Raw genomic sequence first — 19,358 nt, 5'->3', positions numbered from 1 at the left:
ATTTAAAAAGTTTTAACCAAACCTATTCCCATACTTTTATCCTGATAAAATGGCATTACCATCGTCGCTGTACTTTTATTTTTACCTCCCAACAGATTATTAACTTTAGGATATAACCAATAGGCTAATTCTGTAGAAAGTATCCCAAAACCAGCACCTGCAACGACATCCCCTACCCAATGTTTATCATTTAACATTCTGTAAACTCCTGTAAAAACGGCAAATGAATATCCTGAAACTCCCAGCCAGAAGTTGGTATCCTTATATTCCCTGAACATAAATTGAGCAGAAGCAAATGCTATAGCCGTATGCCCCGAAGGAAATGATAGATTATTGGACCCATCCGGTCTTTCTTCTTTAACAATATGTTTTAAAGGAACTGTAATTGCTGATGTAATTAACATTGAAGTTCCGTAGATGATACTTCTGTCTTTAAAATTATGTTTTCCCTTCAGTCCGATTGCATTTAATCCGTACACCAAAACTGCAGGGGCAAACTGTGTATAATTATCCAATCTGATATGATCGGGTTTGTGCTCATTAATTTCGTCTCTGGTGGAGAAGTTTAATTGCTTAAGACCATTCACAGACAAACTGGCGACTCCGTAACCAATAAGTGCGGTAGGAATGATTAAGCTTTTATAATTTAAATGACTTTTTTCAGTGCTTAATGCAATAATACTGTCTTTATTTGGTTCCTGAACCTGAATGGTATCATTGCTTGTTTGTGCAGACATTTTTCCACAAGCAAAAATTAATACGAAAAGGCGGAATGCTTTTTTTTTAGTAAACTTTGACATCTTAGTAAGTTATTAATTGATTTTAAAATTTATTCGGAATACTTCTTTAATTGAATATTCACTTCTTTAAACTTTGTAAGAACTTTTTGACCGTAGTCTGTGTAATATTCATGATCCGTTAAGAATTTGCAGTTCTTTACCAGCCATTCTTCATCTGTATAAGCCAGTCCAAGATATTTTTCAAACTCTTGTCGTATTGCTTTTTCATACTTTGGATAGTTCGGACATGCCAAATGATATAGATCTGCATCACACAGCACTTTTTCAATTAAAGAAGAAGGTTTTGGAGGATATTTTGTAGAATCAATACAGCTTAAAACAGTATAAATAAAATCTTTTTCGCATCCGAAATTTTCTAAAAAATTCTGTGCTATTTTTTTACTTTCCTCTTCATGACCAATATAAAGATTCACATATCCGCAATCATGAAACCAGGCTGCCACCTGTAAGACAAGCATTTCCTCCTCCGAAAGGTTACTTTGTGCACCAATTTCCCGTACCGCATTTACTACATCATAGGTATGCCCCATACAGTGAAAAGAAAAATCCTCTGAAAGATTTTCTGAAAGAAATAATGTTACATAACTGCTTACAGCTTCTACTAAATTATCCATGATCACTGTTGAGTTTTTTATTAAAATTTATAACTATAGCCTAATCTTACAACTTGAGTTTCATAATAATCATCACTTGTATAAGTAAATCCATTCCCCTGTATTTTCTTCTTAATTACCATTGTATTCAGCAAATCTGTGGCGTTTAAGAATATTTCTCCTTTTCCGTTTTGGATCGATTTTTTCGCTCCCAAGTCCATTGAAAACCTTGAGCCTATTTTCCCTTGCGGAATAATATCTGGAGCCAGATAAACAGCTGTCAATTGAGCGTCAAAACCTTTAGAAAGCTTAAAAATGTTATTCAATTTTACATTTCCTGAAATGGCCGTTTTCTGATTAGCAGAAAATATATTGGGTTTTGGATAAAGGTTTTCTACCGAAAATGCATCAATCTGATTTCTGTATATATTTCCATTAATATTAAAAGAATATGTTTTCGAAACTTTCTGATTCCAGATCATTTCCAGCCCTGAATTATAACTTTTCCCTGCATTTTGAAATACAGCATAAATCAGTGTACTTTCAGGAACAATACTTGAAATTCTAGTAATTGTTCCATTAGCAAAACGGTGGTATAAAGCTGAATACAAATATCCTTTATCCCAATTATATTTGTGTCCAAACTCAATCGAATTGGTAAACTGAGGTCTTAACTGTGGGTTTCCGACTTTAATGATTTCAGCATCATCATATTTTGGGAAAATACGGATATCAACTTCATTTGGCCTATCAACTCTCCTATTATAAAATACAGATAACTTGTTTTGATCGTTTAATTTATAAGCCAGTCTCAGGTTTGGAAATGGTTGTGTATAATTATAGCTGTCACTTTTGTACGTCGGATGATTGGGATTCACATCATACTGAATTTTCACATATTCCAGTCTTACACCAAGTTCCGCTTCCCACTTTTCGTTTTCGAAAATATAATTACCATAAACAGCAGGAATCAACTCTTTATAAGTTGCCCAACCTCCTGCATTGGCATCCAAAACAGAATTTGTACCAGGAATAAAGTTCATATCTGTAGGAATACTTCTGCTTCTCAGTTTAATTCCTGTTTCGATGCGTCCGTATTTCAAAGGTTTTACATAATCAATATTGAAATCGTAAACCTGCTCGTCAGACAATAATTTAAAAGCATCTGTTCCGGTTGAAGCCGGCAAATAATTGTCGTAGAAATACTTTTCATCTTCTCTATGGAACGTATAATTGAATCCGACATTCAATACATGTCCTGCATCTTTGAATTTATGTTGATAAGAAGCAGTTCCCATAATCGTTGTTTTCAACTCATCTTCCAAAAACTGCCAAAGACGAAGACGTTGAGAAAGATCTCCATTGAAAAACGGCTGGTCTCCACGATCTATAATTTTCTCACTTCCATACAATCCTGAGATTGTTACTGTATTTTGAGCATCTATATTCCAGTCGATTCCGGCTTTTGTGGTAAGATAATTTGTGTTTCTATTTCTTTTTAATTGTGAATTAATGATTTTTCCATCGTCGTAAGTTCTGGTTACAAATTCATTTTTATTCAATGTTTCCGTGTATAAATTATCAGCCTGAAGGAAAATATTAACCTTATCTTTTCTATAGTTAAGCGAAACCGAAGGATTTATTTTTGGTGTAATCGTATATTGAGGTCTTATCGTTGGCAAGTTTTCTTTTCTTACCCAATAGGAACCTGTACCATAAATAAAACCAACTTTCCCGTTCCAGCCGTTCTGTTTATTTTTCTTCATAATAATATTAATGATTCCGGCATTTCCGTTGGCATCATATTTTGATGAAGGATTGTTGATGATTTCAATTTTATCAATTGCAGAAGACGGAATATTATCCAGTCCGCTTTGGCTTCCAAAACCAGTCAATGCCGTTTGTTTACCATCAATTAAAACAGTTACTTTATCGTTACCGCGCAGCTGCACTTTTCCGTCCTGGACAGTTACTCCGGGAAGATTTTGCATACTTTGTAAAACCGAACCTCCGCTTTGGCTGATATTATCTGCTAAAGAATATGTTTTTTTATCAAGCTGATTGCTGATTTCATTCTTTTTAGAACCAGTTAAAACAATTTCTTCAATTTTTGATTCTTTTTCTTCCTGCGGTTCAAGTTCTACAACAGAAATTTCCAAAAATTCTGAAAGGCTTCCCACAAAAAGAGATTGAGCTTGCTTTCTAAATCCTGAATGTGAAAACTCCAGCTGATAGTGTCCAGGTTTGATTCCGGTTAATGAAAACTTGCCTTCTTCATCAGTTATCGTTCCGGCAACAAATGTGGAATCTTTTGCATTTTTTGCCATTATATTAACATAAGACAACCCTAACAATTTCATCTTATTTTTTACATTTCCAGAAATGGTAACAACAGCCACCTGTGCAAAAGCTATGGAAGAAAATAGCAGCATTACTAAAAACGCTAAGAGCTTGATTCTATTCATATTATTAAGTTTAGTCTTTGTTTTCCTTTAAAAATTTTCCATTTTTGTCGAAAATCAGATCTTTTCCACTTATTTCTGCCTCATAGGTAATAATACCTTTTGCATCTGTAATTTTCGCGGCTTCTTTTATTTTCTGATTGGGGTAATTTTTAGTGATATATGCTTTGATTGGTGCAGAAAGAGAATTGATACTCATTTCTGTTTCTGTTTCAAGAATGTTGCCTGAAGGAGTGATCACAACAGAAGTTTCCGTTTCTTTTACTTTAAAACCTGCTTCATAATTACCATCTTCTTTTACCCATTTTACCTCTTTAATAGTTGGAAATTGTTTTTGAAAACCTTTCTGGGCAGATGCAGGAACATCTTTCTGCTGAACTTTTTGAGCATTAACAAAAGCTACAGCTGAAATCACTGTCAATAGGAATGCTAACTTTTTCATTTTAATTAAATTTTTAATTTGTAAGGCAATATTCAGGAATGATTTAGAAGAAATTTTGAATTTTTAGTTTTGAAGATCTAATTCTTTCTTTTGCTTTTGATGTGATATAATAATCATCAGAAATAATAGACCTAAAGAAATCAATGAAGCGTATAGTGTACTTAGATTTAATCCACCTTTTAAAATAGGTTTAGTAAGAAAATCTCCGAAAGTTGCTCCAAAAGGCCTTGTAAAAACAAAAGCGACCCAAAACAGCAGAACATGATTAAGCTTTGTAAAATAATGAAGCAGAACAACAATAAGTATGATAACACCCGTAATTACAGCTCCTGCTAAATAGCTATATCCTAAATTATCACTCAGGTAATCTCCAAACGCTGTTCCCAGACTGTTGGAGAAAAGAATAGTAACCCAGTAAAAAATTTCTTTATTTCTTTCAAAAACCGGATATACTTCAAGAGTATTATATTTTTTATACCATAGAAAAAGCGTCGTCAAAAGACCGCTTACCAGCATTAAACTACCCAATAAATATCCGGTTTTCAGGGTTCTGTCTATAAAATCTGAAATTTCCGTTCCTAATGTGGTTGTTCCTATAATTACCAGCCAGTAAATGACCGGAATGTATTTTTTTACATTCAGCTGTATTGTAATAATAATGATGAAAAATAAGAGGGTGATTCCTATTCCAACAGTGTAACCAAGGTTGAGCGTCATAGAAATAAAATCTCCCAAAGTTTCTCCCAGTGTGGTTGCTGTTATTTTCATCAGCCAGAAGAGAAGGGTTACAGCTGCTACCTTATTTAGCGTTTTCATATTTTTCTTACAAATTTGATATACAATTTTGTAGAAATTTAGAATGCTTATTTTTTGTAAAAGTATTTAGCTTTCATTTTGCCATTTTTTTTAACTATGGTTTTCTCTTGGTGTTCGAAATGAATTTTCCTAAATCATAATTTAAATTTTTATAATACGATAGAAAAAATATGCATACTATTTTCAAATTTATAGCTGATTTTCCATTGATGAAATTTGCAAATTTCACTAATTATAGCCAATCCTAAACCACTACCTTTATGATCCGCTGAAAGCTTTGAAAACCTCTTGAATAAAAACTCTGTATTCAATTTTTCTGTTCCGGAATTAGCAACCTCAAGCACAGAACTTGTTAGTTTAACCGAGATTGATCCGTTAGGCGAAGTATGTCGAATTGCATTTAGTATCAGATTATTAATAAGAACTTCCGTTAAACCGCTGTTTCCGTTTACTTGTATATCAGAAGAAATATTTTTATCAACAGAAATATTTTTTTGATCGAAATGTTCCTGTAATATTTCCATACTTTGATCTAATAAGCCATCAAATTGAATAATTTCAGCGTTATCAAACTGACTATTGTCAATTTTGGCCAGCAACAAAAGGTTTTTATTAATTCTGGAACTTCTTGTTAAAGCCCTGTTCATTTCTTCAGCAATCTGATATTGTCTTTCTGTAAGATCTTCGCTTTGCAGTAAAATATCCAACTTGTTTTTCAAAATTGCTAAAGGAGTCTGTAATTCGTGTGAAGCGTTTTCGGTGAATTCTTTTTGAGTTTTAAAAACCGAAATATTGTGCTCTATTAATTTTCTTAAAGATTGGTTGAGTTCTTCAAATTCTGTTATGTCAGTTTTATCAAATTCGATTTTTGTCTGGCTGTTGAGATTAAATCTTTTAAGTTTATCCAAAGTATTTCGGAATGGCTCCCAGACTGAAGCCGAAAGCCTTTTGTTTAAAAACAATAAACCAACAACGATAAGAAGAAAGAAGAAAATGGTTACTAAAGCAATGGCAGCAACGGTTTCCTGAGATTCTTCAATATTGGTTTCAACGGTAAAAAGGAAAGGCTTATTATTAATATAAATCACTTTCATTAAGCATCTATATCGTTCTATCTCAGGTTTTGATACAAACGTTTTCTGCTTTTCTACAGTAAAAAACACATCTTTTTTTGCACTATTGGATAATACTTTTTTAATATCGGTTCCCGGCTGGATCTGATTCCAAAGCACTAAACTTTTTTCTAATTCCTGATCAGAAAGCTTTAGACTATTAAATTCATAAGCAGTTTTTTCCGCGATTGTTCCATTATGTTCGTCCAATTCACCTTTCCAAATGGTATCAATTACAACATAATATACAGGAATACTAATGACCAGAATGATAAGGACATAAATAATAAATGGCTTTGTAGTCTTGCTTAATAATGGTTTCATAGGTATTTTAGTTACTTTCCCATTTATATCCCGTTCCGTACACTGTTTTCAGATAATGATCACATCCGGCATCATATAATTTTTTTTTCAGATTCTTTACATGTGCATATACAAAATCATGATTGTCTAGCATATCTGCAAAATCACCGGACAGATGTTCTGCTAAAGTGCTTTTGGAAATTACCTTATTTTTATTTCCTATAAAATAGATCAATAGATCGAACTCTTTTTTGGTAAGAGTAATGGTCTGATTATTAATTGAAACGGTTTTTGCCAAAAGATCAATCTCTACTTCATTCTGCCTTACAACATTTGAATTGTTAAATTGCTTTCTGCGGATGATAGAATAGATCCTTGCCATTAATTCGGAAAGATGAAAAGGTTTGGTAAGATAATCATCAGCACCTAGTTGTAACCCTTTTACTTTATCATCTAAAGCATTTTTCGCAGAAATAATGATAACACCATCTTGTTTATTTTGCTTTTTCAATTCTTCTAAAATAGTAAGTCCGTTTCCATCTGGAAGCATAATATCAAGCAGAATACAATCATAATTAAAAGTCTCTATTTTGTCCATTGCGTCACCAAATGTCGTTGCAAACTCACATAAATAGTTTTCTCCAGAAAGATATTCGGAGATACTTTTTGCCAATTCTGTTTCGTCTTCTATTATTAAGATCTTCATATTACAAATCTATATCTCCAATTCTGAAGAAATTTTGAATTAATTGTTTACTGTATAATGGTAGGCAGTTATAGAAATTATTTGTAATGGATATATTTTTTAACTTTTTGTACTGTATTTTTAGAGCAATCTGTGAGTTTAGCAATTTCTATAATGGTTGGTGGATTTTTTTTGTTTAAATAATGAATAACATTCGGGTACTTGGCTAGAAATTCGTCCACAGATTCTGTTGTATTTTTTAATCTCCCTTTATAGGTTCCTTTAGCTTTTGCAATTGCAATTCCTTCTTTTTGTCTCTCTAATAAAGAGTTCCTTTCCATTTCACTGATATTGGCTAAAACACTTATGATCAATTTGAATGTTGGATTTTCTTTTCCATTAACCCAACTTTCCAGCCCTAAATTATCTACCTTCAAACAAATATTATTTTTGTGCAATTTCTCAATAGTCTGTAATACATCCAATGTATTTCTTCCTAATCTGTCAATACTTGAAACACTCATGTAATGTATCTTATTTTCTTCAACGGCTTTTAGAAGCTCTTTTGCATGGACTCTCTCACTAAATGGAATTGAGCCACTAAGTTTATCTATATATATTTTTTCATCAGGATATTGTTTTTCTAACTGCCGTTCAATTTTTTGGTTTAATGTAGATACTCTTATATATCTTGCCTTCATGTTAGAATTTTTTTGTTAATAAATATAAATAAATTTTACCAATTTTAGAGTGGGTGTTTTTGGTATGTGATTAATACTGTTAATTTGTCTGAAATTATTGTATTCTACTACCAATGTTAAACTATAGTCTAATTTTGGGATATACAAATTTATGATATATTTATATTCACAAAATATTTCTGATGCCTAGAATAAATCTCTTAAAAGAAAAAGATATTGAGCTTTTCGATAATCCTATTGAATTAACAGTTGATGAAAGAAAAGCATTATTTACTTTAGAGTTTGACAACGATCTTGAACCTAACCTAAGAAAAGGAATTACTACTGTTGGCTATATTCTTCAAAAAGGTTATTTCTTAGCACAAAAAAAATTTTTTGTTCCAAAACACTATCGGAAGGATGATATAATATATGTAACAGAACTTTGTGGACTAAAATATGAAGTAGATATTTTAGATTATAAGACATCTATATATAAAAAGCATAGAGCATTTATTTTAAATCATTTTGGATATAGTGCCTTCTCCGATTGCTTAGATCTATTTGAAAAAGAAGCTTTAGAATTGGTTAAAACTCCCCAAAGACCAAAAGAAATTTTTTATTCTTTAATTTCATTTTTGGAGGAGAGAAAAATTGAGCATCCTAAATACTATGTTTTTGCTCAAACTATATCCAAGTCTTTAAATTTATTTGAAGAAAATTTAGTAAATCTGGTTGATAAAAATCTTAGTATCATTCAAAAAGAATTATTGGATGAAATGATGAGCCTTCCTTCAGGTAATGATGAAGTATCTTCAAAGAACCCCTATTTAATTACTAAATTAAAAAGGATTATTCAAACAGTAACTCCGAGAAAAATTAAGGAAAGCATTGATGATTTTAATATTATAAGAGATATGCATTTTCATCTTTCAAATATTACTAAGTTGAATGAAATTTCCGGGATTCTAAATTATTATGCTGTCTGGGTAGTAAAAGCAGAACATATTCAGTTTGATAGCATTCGGGATATAAAAAGAAAAAGACTTTTCATTGTATCATTCATTATTTATCAGTACCGTGTCCGTCAGGATGCATTCGTTGATATTTTTCTTCAGGTTGTTCAAAAATATCATAATAATGCTAATAAGTCTATTGCAACTGATTTTTTAAAGAGAGATTTAAAACCTAATAAACAAAAGCAGCTGGCAAAGATTAGAAATATTATTTTTTCTTCAAAAAAACAATTAGAAAAGGTAAAGCGTATAATTTTTACAAGTCAATATGGAGACTCAGAAAAACTCAGATTAATAAAAGATATTTTTACTTCTGAAAATCCGTCTTTACATGATGATATCATTCAGGAAATAGAAAAGCTTGAAAATTTAGGTACTACTGCACTAAAAGAAGAACTATTCTTTAAGGAGCTAAATAAAGGATATAGAAAAATACATAACAGAGTTGCCGGAATTTTATTAATATTTGAGTTCAATACTGAAATGTCTGATTTTCATATGATATCTGCTATAAAAAACTATCAAGCTAAAAATGGAAAAATAACACATACTGCTCCTCGTGAGTTTATTGGTAAAAACGAGCAGAAATGGTTATATGATGATACTGGTGAATTTAATCCACAGATGTATAAACTATTTTTGTTTAGAGAGGTTTCTAATCATATAAAAGGAGGTACGCTTAATCTTAAATTTTCTGATAAATATAGGTCAATTGATGATTATTTAATTTCTTACAACCGTTGGATTTCAGATAAGGAGGAGTTGATGGAAAGGGCAAATATCAACCAAATGTATGACATGGAAGATGCTTTGCTAATTCTAAAGGAAAATATGGTTAAGCATTATACAAAAACTAACGAAAATATTATAACCAACGAATATTTAAAATTTAGTAGAGATAATAGACCAAGAGTAAGTACTCCAAAATTGGATGAAGTAACAAGTCATTTTGTTCATGAAACTATTGGAGAAAATGTTTATATCCCACTTACAAAAATATTATCCGATATAGATTATTCCTCAAATTTTAATTCTTCTTTTTTACATTACAGCCGAACATCAAGTAAGGATTCTCCGTCCAAAAATATTATTTATGCTGCAATTATAGCTTTAGGCTGTAATATAGGAGTAAGGAAAATGGGCAAAATATCTACGGGTATTGGAGCCGATAAATTGGAATATGTAGTCAGGTGGTTTTTTAGTAAGGACAATATTGATGAAGCCAATCAAATGATTCTGGAAATTACAGATAAACTCTCGCTACCCCAAATATATCTTCAAAAAAAAGATTCACTACATACTTCAAGTGATGGACAAAAATTTAATGTTACTGTTCCTGCAATTAATGCCACTCATTCCTTTAAATATTTTGGAACTGGAAAGGGTATTTCTGCATATAGTTTTATTGACGAAAAAAGTAAGCTCTTTTATAACAGTGTAATTAGTGCTTCCGAAAGAGAAGCCGGATATATCCTTGATGGGCTCCTTCACAACAAAGATGTAGAGAGTGATATGCATTCAACAGACACGCATGGATATAGTGAGATTATATTTGGAGTATGTAATTCTTTAGGAATTTTATTTGCTCCAAGAATTAAAAATTACAGTGACCAACTTTTATATACTTTTAAGGATATTCCAAGAAATACTTATGAAAGCAAGGGTTATAAAATTCTTCCTTCAAAAAGTATGTATATAGATGAGAATATCATTAAAGATCAATGGGAGAATATATTAAGATTATTATGCTCAATTAAATTAGGAGAAGCAAAAGCTTCTATTATTTTGAAACGATTAAGTTCTTATTCAAAGCAACACCCTTTATATAAAGCTATGAAAGAAATTGGCAGAATTCATAAAACAATTTTTTTATTGCGGTATTTTGATGAACCCCCTTTAAGGCAAAACATTGAAAAGCAATTAAATAAAATTGAATTATCACATCTATTTGCTAAAGCCGTATTTTTTGGAAACAATCAGGAATTTAAATACGAGACTAAAGAAGAGCAAGAAATTGCAGTAGCATGTAGGCACTTAATCCAAAACGCAATTATCTTATGGAACTACCTTTTTATCTCAGACAAACTTTCCGAAATTAAGGAAGAGGATGAAATTAGGAAGAATATTGAGTTAATGAAAAACAGCTCTATAATGACTTGGCAGCATGTTAATATGCATGGTGAATATGATTTTATAATAAACACAGATAAACCACCATTTAATATGGATAAAATTAATTCATTAATAATCAATTAATTAAGCCTTAAAGTGTAAATTTTGTCCCATTTTTGGTTTGAAGCCTTTTAATTAAAATTTCAAGAATTTTTAATGTCAGTATTGATCTTTTGCTGTCGGTAGATTTAACAAAACATGCTCTTGAAGATATGCTGAAACTTCCTGATAACCGTATTGTTCTGCCTGTAATGGTAGATCAGAACGGCGACGAAAGCATTGAAATTGTCTCTCAGAAAGCTTCTATGGGTTACTTAACGGGTTACAGCGATCCGGATTATATTGAAAGTCTTCAGAGAATTTCTCTTCCTTTTCTGAAAAACGGAAAATTCCGTGCATTTCCTGCGGATGGAGATTCTATGCCGCCCTTTAAGAACGGCTCATACATCATCGGAAAATATATGGAAGGTCTTAATGATCTCAAATCCGGTAACACCTATGTTTTCATTACCTTAAATGACGGTATTACTTACAAACGTCTGAAATCTAAAAATGAAAATTCTTTAACGGTTGCCGCAGATAATACATTTTATGAGCCTTACGAAATTCCTTTAAATGAGGTAGTTGAAGTATGGCAATATGCAACAGGAATTTTTCCTGAGGATTTTTAAGGAAAACAAACTCAATCAATTTATTTATTCTCTTGATTGAGTTTCTATACTACTCCATTTTTTGAAATTTTCAAATGATTTCCGTAGAATATTATGTTAAATTACTCTACGGAAATTATTTTCTATTTTCTGATCAGAATAATTGGATTTTTTACAAATTTTAATCCATATTTCTATATCATAAAAAACACCACCCTTTTACAAGAGTGGCATATACCTAATTTTAAAGCAGAATTTAAATATATAAAAGAATGAATAAAACTTTTAGTGATAATTATTTCCTAAATTCTATAAATGATAAAGTTTTGTATTTTATACATCACTAATGTATGAATAATTTTAATAATACAAAAGATTTTAATATTATTTTTATCATAAATTTTTATGGATAAATTTTTCCTAAATAAAATAATTTATTTTCTATTGATTTATTAATTCATTTGATTGATATTCAAATGTTTATTTTTAAAATTTCAACATCCTGAAGTATTCATCTGATTGATGAGAAATTGCCGGAATTATTTCTTTTCTAGAATAATTCATTAATTTTTATTCAATATTTGGTGATTTGTAATGATTCTATTTCCCAAAAAAGGTTGTCAGAATTCCATTCTGAATTGTTTTAGAATAATTTTTTTTTAGACATAAAAAAACTTCCCGTTTCAGGAAGTTGATCTGTAAGAAAAACAATAACTATTCTTTATAATTGCTTTTTCCTTTGAATTCATGATAAGAATCTTTGATGTGTTTAAGCTGCTCCGAAACAATTTCCCTGCTTTTTTCGCTCAGTTTTCCGGTGTCAATTGCGTTCTGATAAGCATCAATCGCCGCTTTTTCGCCAAAAATTACATTTTCAATCGTAGATTCTTCCGTATTTCCGATGGTAAAAGAATTTTTGATATCAATCCACGTTCTGTGGAGTGTTCCGGCAACAGACGGTGAATCATTCGCTTCACCACCATTTTTGGTGATGAGATCTATGAGTTCGTTTTTCATAACTTTCGAAAGAGAATTCATTCTTGCGTATTCCGATTTCACGTCGGGATAGCTTTCCCATATTTTACCTTCCACTTTTGCAAAGCCTTTTATTCTGTCATTCGTAATGTGGACAAGATCATTCAAAAGATCGATTTCCTCCTGATTTTTCATATTATTTTATTATTGGTGTGCTAAAATCTTTACAATAACCGTACCTTATAGATTCTGCAATAATTCAGTTTCAATTAAAATACGACATCATAAAACAAAATTATATTGTTGTATTTTTGTTTTAAATCTTAAACGATTAAATTATTAAACTTCAATGAACACCCAAAATCACAACATTAAAGCCGTCTTTTTCGATATAGACGGAACATTATTAAGCTTTAAAACAGGAAAAGTCCCCGATTCTACCCAAAATGCTCTTCAAAAGTTAAGAGAAAAAGGAATAAAAGTTATTATCGCAACAGGAAGATCCATCAATTCCTTGCATCATATTGATCATCTGAAATTTGACGGTTTCATCACCTTTAACGGATCGTATTGTGTTACAGCCTCAAACAAGCTTATTTCCAGACATACAATAGATCCTTCCGACATTAAAAGTCTGATTCTTTATGCCAAAAATTTTCCGCTGAGTTATTCTTTAATGTATGAAGATAAAGTAGAAATAAACGATGCAACACCTGAAGTTGTGGGAATGTATTCTCATATCAACATTCCTGTTCCGCCGATTCATGATAAAGAAAATATTGATATTGAAAATGTAATTCAGGCAAATATTTTTCTGAAACCGGAAGCCGAAGCCGAATTTATGAAAAAAGTAATGCCCAAAAGTATATCTTCGAGATGGACTCCCCTTTTTGCCGATGTAAATCCAGGAGGAATAAGCAAACAAACAGGAATCGAAAATTTCTGTAAATATTTTGACATCGACGTTTCAGAAACAATGTCTTTCGGAGACGGCGGAAATGATATTTCTATGTTAAAATTTACAAAAATCGGCATCGCCATGGGAAATGCGAATGACAGCGTAAAAGAAGTTGCAGATTATGTAACCGAAGATATTGACAATCATGGAATTGAAAAAGCTTTAATCCATTTTGGTCTTCTGGATTAAATTCCGTTTACACGCTAATTTTTGTGTAAAAAAATTCGCTTTTCATAATTTGTGGTATATATTTTTAAGCTGTTTTTAAGAAAAAGGCATAATATGTGTATTTACTTTATCAAATCACTTAAAAATTTTAGTTATGAGAAGTTTATTATGGTTAGTCGCAGTCATTTGTATTGTGGTATGGCTTTTAGGAATGTTAGGAATCGTTCCGGGAATGAGTACAGGATATTTAGTTCACGTATTGCTGGTTATTGCAATCATTGTGGTACTGTATAATCTGATATCCGGTCGAAAGCCTCTCGATTAGACCGTCGTATAAAAGAAATAAAAGCCGGAAACGGGAATTTTCATATTCTTAGTTTCCGGCTTTTTTATTTTGAATGAATAATTTTTACCTTAGAATTATTCATAATTTTTTTAAATATTACTTAGAAGCCGGCTTTGAAGCAGTTCCTGTAGCTCCCAGTTTAGACTTTACCGTCGGAGTAATATCTTCTCCTCCGTCCATATAAGCAACCTGGCTGTTTCCCTGAGAAGGCGCAATATCAAACACATAAGCCAATCCTTTTTCTTTTGCTACCGTAGCAATCATTGCGCTTACTTTTTTCTGAATCGGCGTAAATAATTCCGTCTGCTTTTTAGAAATTTCCTGTGCTGCTTTAGTTCTGGAAGTTTCAATATCTTTACCTAAAGTCTGCAATTCGGTCTGAGCTGCTGTTAATTCTTTAATTACAGTCTCTTTGTTTGCCTCACTTATCGTTTTTTCTTTATCCTGAGCCGCTTTTAATTTTGTCTGATAAGAAGTGATCATTTTTTCAATCTCACCCTGCTTTGTTTTGGTGAAAGTATCTAATGAACCTTCTGCTGTTTTAGCTTCGGGAAGATTGGTAAAAATATCATCCGAATTTACATGCCCGATTTTTTGCTGTGCGCTTACCATGTTTGACGTAAGGAAAAGTCCTGCCGCTATAGAAAATGTTGTGATAAACTTTTTCATCTTTATTTAAATTTTTATTTTTCGTTTTTTAAAATTCAGCAAATATAATAAATATAACTATATTGGTAGTGATATTTAAAATAAAGTTACATGAATTTCCATCATGGTAAATAACAAAACCTCCCGAAAAGAGAGGTTTGTATAGAGTAAAATGATGAAGTCTGTATTAATTCGGGATTTGTGCTTTTTCGTAAATTAATCCTTCCGATTGCAGCTCTTTCCAGAAATCAGACGGAATTTTTTCATGCAGAGCTTTCACATTATCTTCCACCTGTTCGGGTTTGCTCGCTCCGGGAATAATGGAAGCAAATTCGTCGGCTGCCAAAACAAACTGTAATGCGGCGTGGGTAATGTTGGTATTGTATCTTCTGGCAATTTCATCAATCTTTTCACGCTTTTCTTTCATTCCTTTTGGGATCACATCCTTATAATTGTAACGATCTCGTCCATTGATAAATCCGGAATTATATCCTGCACCGGAAACCAGCTTCACACTGGCTTTTCTTACTGCGGGAAGCAATCGGTCGACTGCATCTTCATGTTCCAGAATAGAATATTGCGTTGCCGAAAGACAAATATCCGGATCTGCGGAATCCAGACAGTCTAAAATCGGCTCAATTTTATTCACGCCTATTCCCCATGCTTTAATAACGCCCTGATCTCTCAGTTCCGATAAAACTTTAAACGCACCTTCTCTCGCCTGTTTCAAAAAATATGGATAGCGGTCTCCTACCTGATCTTCAGACAAATCATGCACGTAAACAATATCTATATGGTTCAGACGTGTTCTTTCAAGACTTTCTTCAATAGATCTTTTAATGGCATCTGCTGTATAATTATGTTCAAAATCATAATGTAAAGGAGCCTTCCACATCGTTGGAGGAACTTCGTCTTCGGAAACTTCCACAAATAAACGTCCGACTTTGGTAGACAATACAAATTCATCTCTGTTCTGCCCATGAAGAAAATTTCCGAATCGTCTTTCACTTTTCGTTAATCCGTACCATGGCGATGTATCATAATATCGTATGCCGAGATCCCATGCTTTCTGTAAAACTTCATAAGATTCGCCGTCTGTTAATTTATCAAAGGCTGTTCCGATGGCTACTCCGCCCAATCCGAGTCTGTGTTTTTCCTTTAAAACATCTGCTTTCATATGGTAATATTTAAAATTTGGTTGCTCTAAAGGATACAAACATCGTGCAGATAATTTTTAATCATAAATCTTTATGTCTAAATAATTGAAACCGCCTATTTGGCTTTATTATTGAATAAAATACGGTAACATTTTCAATCGCACATACATATGAAAAAACACATCGTAATCGTAGGAGGAGGTTTTGCAGGAGTTAATCTTATAAAATCCCTAGTTAATGATAAGAGATTCAGAATTACTTTAGTCGATAAAAACAACTATCATTTTTTTCCACCGTTAATTTATCAGGTTGCCACATCGTTTATTGAAGCTTCCAACATCAGCTATCCTTTCAGAAAGCTGCTTGCCAATTATAAGAACGTAAATTTCCACATGGGAAGTCTTGTGAATGTGGATCATGAAAAAAATATTCTTGAAACCGATACAGGAAATCTGAATTATGATTATCTAGTTCTTGCTTTGGGAACGGAATCTAATTTCTTCGGAATGGAAAATGTAAAGAAATGTTCTATCCCCATGAAAACCATTGACGAAGCACTTTATCTAAGAAATTATATGCTTTTAACCCTTGAAGAAGCGGCGAGAAATAAAAATAGTAAAGATGCACAAAAACTTCAGAATATCGTGATTGCGGGAGGCGGACCAACCGGCGTGGAACTTGCCGGAATGATTGCGGAAATGGGAAGCTACATCGCAGAAAAAGAATATCCTGAAATTAAATTCTCACTCTCGAATATTTATTTAATTGATGCACTGCCTACTTTACTTTCGCCGATGAGCAAAATGGCTCAGGAAGCCGCTTATGATAAACTTACAAAACTGGGCGTAAAAATTATTTTAAATACAGCCGTAAAAGATTATGTGGACGGAAAAGTAATTTTAGGAGACGGAAAAACCATTGAAACAGAAACCCTGATCTGGACTTCTGGCGTTATCGGCAGAGAAGTTCCGGGAATTCCGGAAGAAAGCATAGGTAAAGGACGCAGAATTTTGGTTGATGCTTACAATAAAGTTCAGGGAACAAAAAATATTTATGCTTTAGGAGATATTTCGTTACAGTTTTCTGATGAAAATTTTCCGAAAGGACATCCGCAATTGGCTCAGGTTGCTATTCAGCATGCCAAAAATTTAGGTAAGAATTTTAAAAGAATTGAAGAGGAAAAAGTTCAGATTCCTTTTAAGTATAACGATAAAGGAAGCATGGCAATCATCTCAAAATTCAATGCGGTTGTAGATCTTCCCAATTTTTCCTACAAAGGATTTACGGCTTGGTTAACGTGGCTTTTTATTCACATTATCCCGCTAATAAGTTTTGGAAGTAAAGTACGATTGGCATTCAATTGGTTAAGATTATTCATTACCAATAATCCGTCTATCCGTCTTATTTTGAGACCTAAAAAAGAAAATGCTTTTCACACGGAATTTTAAATTTCATGATTTATTTCATAACTTTACAAAACTGTAGCAATTCGGTTACAGTTTAAAATTCCCAAAAGTGAATATTCATAATAAGAAAAAGTTTCTGAGCTTCCTGAAGTTCAAGAGAGACTTTCAGAAGTATGGACTTGAAAAAGCGCGCAGCTACGAACTCATCTTACATTGGCTAAACAACAGACTCAGCAGGAATCAGTTTTTGGTTTTGTCGGGGATTATTGTGGGCTGTTCAGCCGGTTTGGCAGGTGTAATTCTTAAAACTCTGGTTCACAATATTCATCATTTTATAACAACAAAGGTTCATTTTGAATATCAGGTTCTGTTTTATATTATTTTTCCGTTTCTGGGGATTGTTTTAACGACGAGTATTGTTTTAACGATATTTAAAGGACAGGACAGAAAAGGAATCGGTGCGATTTTATATGAAATTGCACAAAATTCCAGTATTGTTTCTTCCGTTAAAATGTATTCGCAGATTGTACAGAGTGCCGTTACAGTAGGACTCGGTGGTTCTGCGGGACTTGAAAGTCCGATTGCAGTAACGGGAGCGGCCATCGGTTCCAATTTTGCACAGACGTACCGTCTCAGTTACAAAGAAAGAACCCTTCTGTTGGCTGCAGGAGCAACTGCCGGAATTGCATCCGCTTTTAACGCTCCGATTGCCGGAATTATGTTTGCTTTCGAAATTCTTTTAACGGGTGTTGTATTTACAGACTTTATTCCTTTGGTTGTAGCGGCGGTTTGCGGAAGCTTGTTATCCAGAATTCTGCTGCAGGAAGATGTTCTTTTCAGATTTTATACCCGGGAAGCTTTTAATTATAAAAATGTTCCATATTATCTTATTTTAGGAATCGTTACAGGTCTTTACGCGAGATATTTTGTGGTGATTTCCCAAAAAGTTGAACATTTTATAAAGGGGTTAAAAATGTCGCGGCTTAGAAAAGCAATGTTTGGCGGAGCGGTTTTGTCGCTGCTTTGCGTTCTTTTTCCGCCTTTGTTTGGGGAAGGTTATGATACGGTAAAAGCTTTTACCAATGGAAATACCCACAATATTATCCAGAACAGTTTTTTCAGATATTTTGAAATAAAAGATTTTACGATTATTATTTTCTTAATTCTGGTTTTATTACTGAAAGCTTTTGCCACTTCTTTCACTATTTTCAGTGGTGGAAACGGAGGAAATTTTGCACCCTCGCTTTTTGCCGGTGGAACAGTCGGGTATCTTTTTGCAGTTGTCTGTCAGCAGATCGGTTTTACGGAAGTTCCTGTCACCAACCTTGTATTGGTAGGAATGGCTGGAGCAATGAGCGGTGTGATGTATGCTCCTTTAACGGCTATTTTCCTTATCGCGGAATCCAGTTTTGGATATGATCTTTTTATTCCTTTGATGATTGTTTCCATCATTTCTTATCTCATTGCGAAGTGGTTCTCTCCTATTTCTCCGGAGCTGAAATCTTTAGCCGATCAGGGAAAGATATTCACCAACAAACATGATAAAAATATCCTTTTTTCTTTAAAAACAGAAGAATTTATCGACAAGTATTCTCAGGCGATTGATGAAAATGCTCCTGTAACGGAATTGTTTGAACTGGTAAAAAACGGCAATAAAAATATTTTTGCGGTAGTAAATGAAGATAAGGTATTAAGAGGAATTTTAACACTGGATGACATCAGACCTTATCTGTTTACAAGTGATGAAGTTTCTGCCACAATTATTCAGATCATGAAAGCTCCACCTGCGATTATTCGTCCGGAAGATCAGCCTCTGGAAATCCTGCAGACTTTTGATGATACCGGAGTCTGGAATTTACCTGTGGTGGACGCAAACAACAGGTTTATCGGATTTATTTCCAAATCGACAATACTGATGAGCTACAGACAGCTTTTAAAAGAATATTCTGAATAAGCTTTTTTCAGATTG

At 32.8% G+C, this 19,358-nt stretch carries 17 protein-coding genes; 6 read left to right on the top strand and 11 right to left on the bottom strand.

Features of this window, described 5'->3' with window-relative positions:
• Window positions 1-2: 2 nt before the first annotated feature.
• From H6W53_RS01465 to H6W53_RS01430, 8 genes are all read right to left on the bottom strand, one after another.
• On the bottom strand, window positions 3-737 hold the full coding sequence (locus H6W53_RS01465; protein WP_228457732.1) for a phosphatase PAP2 family protein: 735 nt from the start codon (window positions 735-737) through the stop codon (window positions 3-5).
• Window positions 738-829: 92 nt separating this feature from the next.
• On the bottom strand, window positions 830-1,414 hold the full coding sequence (locus tag H6W53_RS01460) for an HD domain-containing protein (protein WP_185204573.1): 585 nt from the start codon (window positions 1,412-1,414) through the stop codon (window positions 830-832).
• A 20-nt stretch (window positions 1,415-1,434) separates the two neighbouring features.
• The gene (locus H6W53_RS01455; RefSeq protein WP_185204572.1) at window positions 1,435-3,858 is read right to left on the bottom strand and encodes a TonB-dependent receptor; all 2,424 of its coding nucleotides are present in this window, start codon (window positions 3,856-3,858) and stop codon (window positions 1,435-1,437) included.
• Window positions 3,859-3,868: 10 nt separating this feature from the next.
• A complete protein-coding gene (locus H6W53_RS01450) occupies window positions 3,869-4,297 on the bottom strand; it encodes a PepSY-like domain-containing protein (RefSeq protein WP_185204571.1) in 429 nt (142 codons plus the stop codon).
• Window positions 4,298-4,360: 63 nt separating this feature from the next.
• The gene (locus H6W53_RS01445) at window positions 4,361-5,113 is read right to left on the bottom strand and encodes a hypothetical protein (protein WP_185204570.1); all 753 of its coding nucleotides are present in this window, start codon (window positions 5,111-5,113) and stop codon (window positions 4,361-4,363) included.
• Between the two features lie 149 nt (window positions 5,114-5,262).
• A complete protein-coding gene (locus tag H6W53_RS01440; protein ID WP_185204569.1) occupies window positions 5,263-6,549 on the bottom strand; it encodes a sensor histidine kinase in 1,287 nt (428 codons plus the stop codon).
• Between the two features lie 7 nt (window positions 6,550-6,556).
• Window positions 6,557-7,234 (bottom strand): response regulator transcription factor, encoded by a 678-nt coding sequence (locus H6W53_RS01435; protein ID WP_185204568.1) that lies wholly within the window; start codon window positions 7,232-7,234, stop codon window positions 6,557-6,559.
• A 77-nt stretch (window positions 7,235-7,311) separates the two neighbouring features.
• Window positions 7,312-7,914 carry a recombinase family protein gene (locus tag H6W53_RS01430; protein WP_185204567.1) on the bottom strand — a complete coding sequence of 201 codons (603 nt, stop codon included), beginning with the start codon at window positions 7,912-7,914 and terminating at the stop codon, window positions 7,312-7,314.
• Between the two features lie 182 nt (window positions 7,915-8,096).
• On the opposite strand from H6W53_RS01430, the gene H6W53_RS01425 reads away from it, so the two are divergent.
• Together H6W53_RS01425 and H6W53_RS01420 are read left to right on the top strand one after the other, a co-directional pair.
• Complete coding sequence (locus tag H6W53_RS01425; protein ID WP_185204566.1) at window positions 8,097-11,165, top strand: Tn3 family transposase; 3,069 nt, start codon at window positions 8,097-8,099, stop codon at window positions 11,163-11,165.
• Window positions 11,166-11,293: 128 nt separating this feature from the next.
• Window positions 11,294-11,752 carry a helix-turn-helix transcriptional regulator gene (locus H6W53_RS01420; RefSeq protein ID WP_185204565.1) on the top strand — a complete coding sequence of 153 codons (459 nt, stop codon included), beginning with the start codon at window positions 11,294-11,296 and terminating at the stop codon, window positions 11,750-11,752.
• 693 nt (window positions 11,753-12,445) lie between these two features.
• Here H6W53_RS01420 and H6W53_RS01415 read toward each other — a convergent pair.
• A complete protein-coding gene (locus H6W53_RS01415; protein WP_185204564.1) occupies window positions 12,446-12,901 on the bottom strand; it encodes a PA2169 family four-helix-bundle protein in 456 nt (151 codons plus the stop codon).
• Between the two features lie 154 nt (window positions 12,902-13,055).
• On the opposite strand from H6W53_RS01415, the gene H6W53_RS01410 reads away from it, so the two are divergent.
• Both H6W53_RS01410 and H6W53_RS01405 read left to right on the top strand, forming a co-directional pair.
• Entirely contained in the window at window positions 13,056-13,853 is a 798-nt protein-coding gene (locus H6W53_RS01410) for a Cof-type HAD-IIB family hydrolase (protein ID WP_185204563.1), read from the top strand.
• 133 nt (window positions 13,854-13,986) lie between these two features.
• Window positions 13,987-14,157 (top strand): lmo0937 family membrane protein, encoded by a 171-nt coding sequence (locus H6W53_RS01405; RefSeq protein WP_106408105.1) that lies wholly within the window; start codon window positions 13,987-13,989, stop codon window positions 14,155-14,157.
• A gap of 117 nt (window positions 14,158-14,274) precedes the next feature.
• Here the strand turns inward: H6W53_RS01405 and H6W53_RS01400 are convergent, their stop codons facing one another.
• On the bottom strand, window positions 14,275-14,847 hold the full coding sequence (locus H6W53_RS01400; protein WP_185204562.1) for an OmpH family outer membrane protein: 573 nt from the start codon (window positions 14,845-14,847) through the stop codon (window positions 14,275-14,277).
• A 166-nt stretch (window positions 14,848-15,013) separates the two neighbouring features.
• Window positions 15,014-16,003 (bottom strand): aldo/keto reductase, encoded by a 990-nt coding sequence (locus H6W53_RS01395; RefSeq protein WP_185204561.1) that lies wholly within the window; start codon window positions 16,001-16,003, stop codon window positions 15,014-15,016.
• A gap of 150 nt (window positions 16,004-16,153) precedes the next feature.
• On the opposite strand from H6W53_RS01395, the gene H6W53_RS01390 reads away from it, so the two are divergent.
• Complete coding sequence (locus tag H6W53_RS01390; protein WP_185204560.1) at window positions 16,154-17,431, top strand: NAD(P)/FAD-dependent oxidoreductase; 1,278 nt, start codon at window positions 16,154-16,156, stop codon at window positions 17,429-17,431.
• 67 nt (window positions 17,432-17,498) lie between these two features.
• Entirely contained in the window at window positions 17,499-19,343 is a 1,845-nt protein-coding gene (locus H6W53_RS01385; protein WP_185204559.1) for a chloride channel protein, read from the top strand.
• Window positions 19,344-19,358 lie beyond the last annotated feature (15 nt).

It is taken from the genome of Chryseobacterium sp. C3 (assembly GCF_014218905.1).
In the GTDB taxonomy this organism is placed as follows: Bacteria; Bacteroidota; Bacteroidia; order Flavobacteriales; family Weeksellaceae; genus Chryseobacterium; species Chryseobacterium mucoviscidosis.
The sequence above is the reverse complement of the archived record's forward strand: the minus strand, read 5'-3'. Positions and strand labels throughout refer to the sequence as shown.

Coding starts and splice junctions, on each gene's coding strand:
- H6W53_RS01465 (WP_228457732.1), bottom strand. CDS start 737: ATGTCTGCACAAACAAGCAATGATACCATTCAGGTTCAGGAACCAAAT.
- H6W53_RS01460 (WP_185204573.1), bottom strand. CDS start 1,414: ATGGATAATTTAGTAGAAGCTGTAAGCAGTTATGTAACATTATTTCTT.
- H6W53_RS01455 (WP_185204572.1), bottom strand. CDS start 3,858: ATGAATAGAATCAAGCTCTTAGCGTTTTTAGTAATGCTGCTATTTTCT.
- H6W53_RS01450 (WP_185204571.1), bottom strand. CDS start 4,297: ATGAAAAAGTTAGCATTCCTATTGACAGTGATTTCAGCTGTAGCTTTT.
- H6W53_RS01445 (WP_185204570.1), bottom strand. CDS start 5,113: ATGAAAACGCTAAATAAGGTAGCAGCTGTAACCCTTCTCTTCTGGCTG.
- H6W53_RS01440 (WP_185204569.1), bottom strand. CDS start 6,549: ATGAAACCATTATTAAGCAAGACTACAAAGCCATTTATTATTTATGTC.
- H6W53_RS01435 (WP_185204568.1), bottom strand. CDS start 7,234: ATGAAGATCTTAATAATAGAAGACGAAACAGAATTGGCAAAAAGTATC.
- H6W53_RS01430 (WP_185204567.1), bottom strand. CDS start 7,914: ATGAAGGCAAGATATATAAGAGTATCTACATTAAACCAAAAAATTGAA.
- H6W53_RS01425 (WP_185204566.1), top strand. CDS start 8,097: ATGCCTAGAATAAATCTCTTAAAAGAAAAAGATATTGAGCTTTTCGAT.
- H6W53_RS01420 (WP_185204565.1), top strand. CDS start 11,294: ATGCTGAAACTTCCTGATAACCGTATTGTTCTGCCTGTAATGGTAGAT.
- H6W53_RS01415 (WP_185204564.1), bottom strand. CDS start 12,901: ATGAAAAATCAGGAGGAAATCGATCTTTTGAATGATCTTGTCCACATT.
- H6W53_RS01410 (WP_185204563.1), top strand. CDS start 13,056: ATGAACACCCAAAATCACAACATTAAAGCCGTCTTTTTCGATATAGAC.
- H6W53_RS01405 (WP_106408105.1), top strand. CDS start 13,987: ATGAGAAGTTTATTATGGTTAGTCGCAGTCATTTGTATTGTGGTATGG.
- H6W53_RS01400 (WP_185204562.1), bottom strand. CDS start 14,847: ATGAAAAAGTTTATCACAACATTTTCTATAGCGGCAGGACTTTTCCTT.
- H6W53_RS01395 (WP_185204561.1), bottom strand. CDS start 16,003: ATGAAAGCAGATGTTTTAAAGGAAAAACACAGACTCGGATTGGGCGGA.
- H6W53_RS01390 (WP_185204560.1), top strand. CDS start 16,154: ATGAAAAAACACATCGTAATCGTAGGAGGAGGTTTTGCAGGAGTTAAT.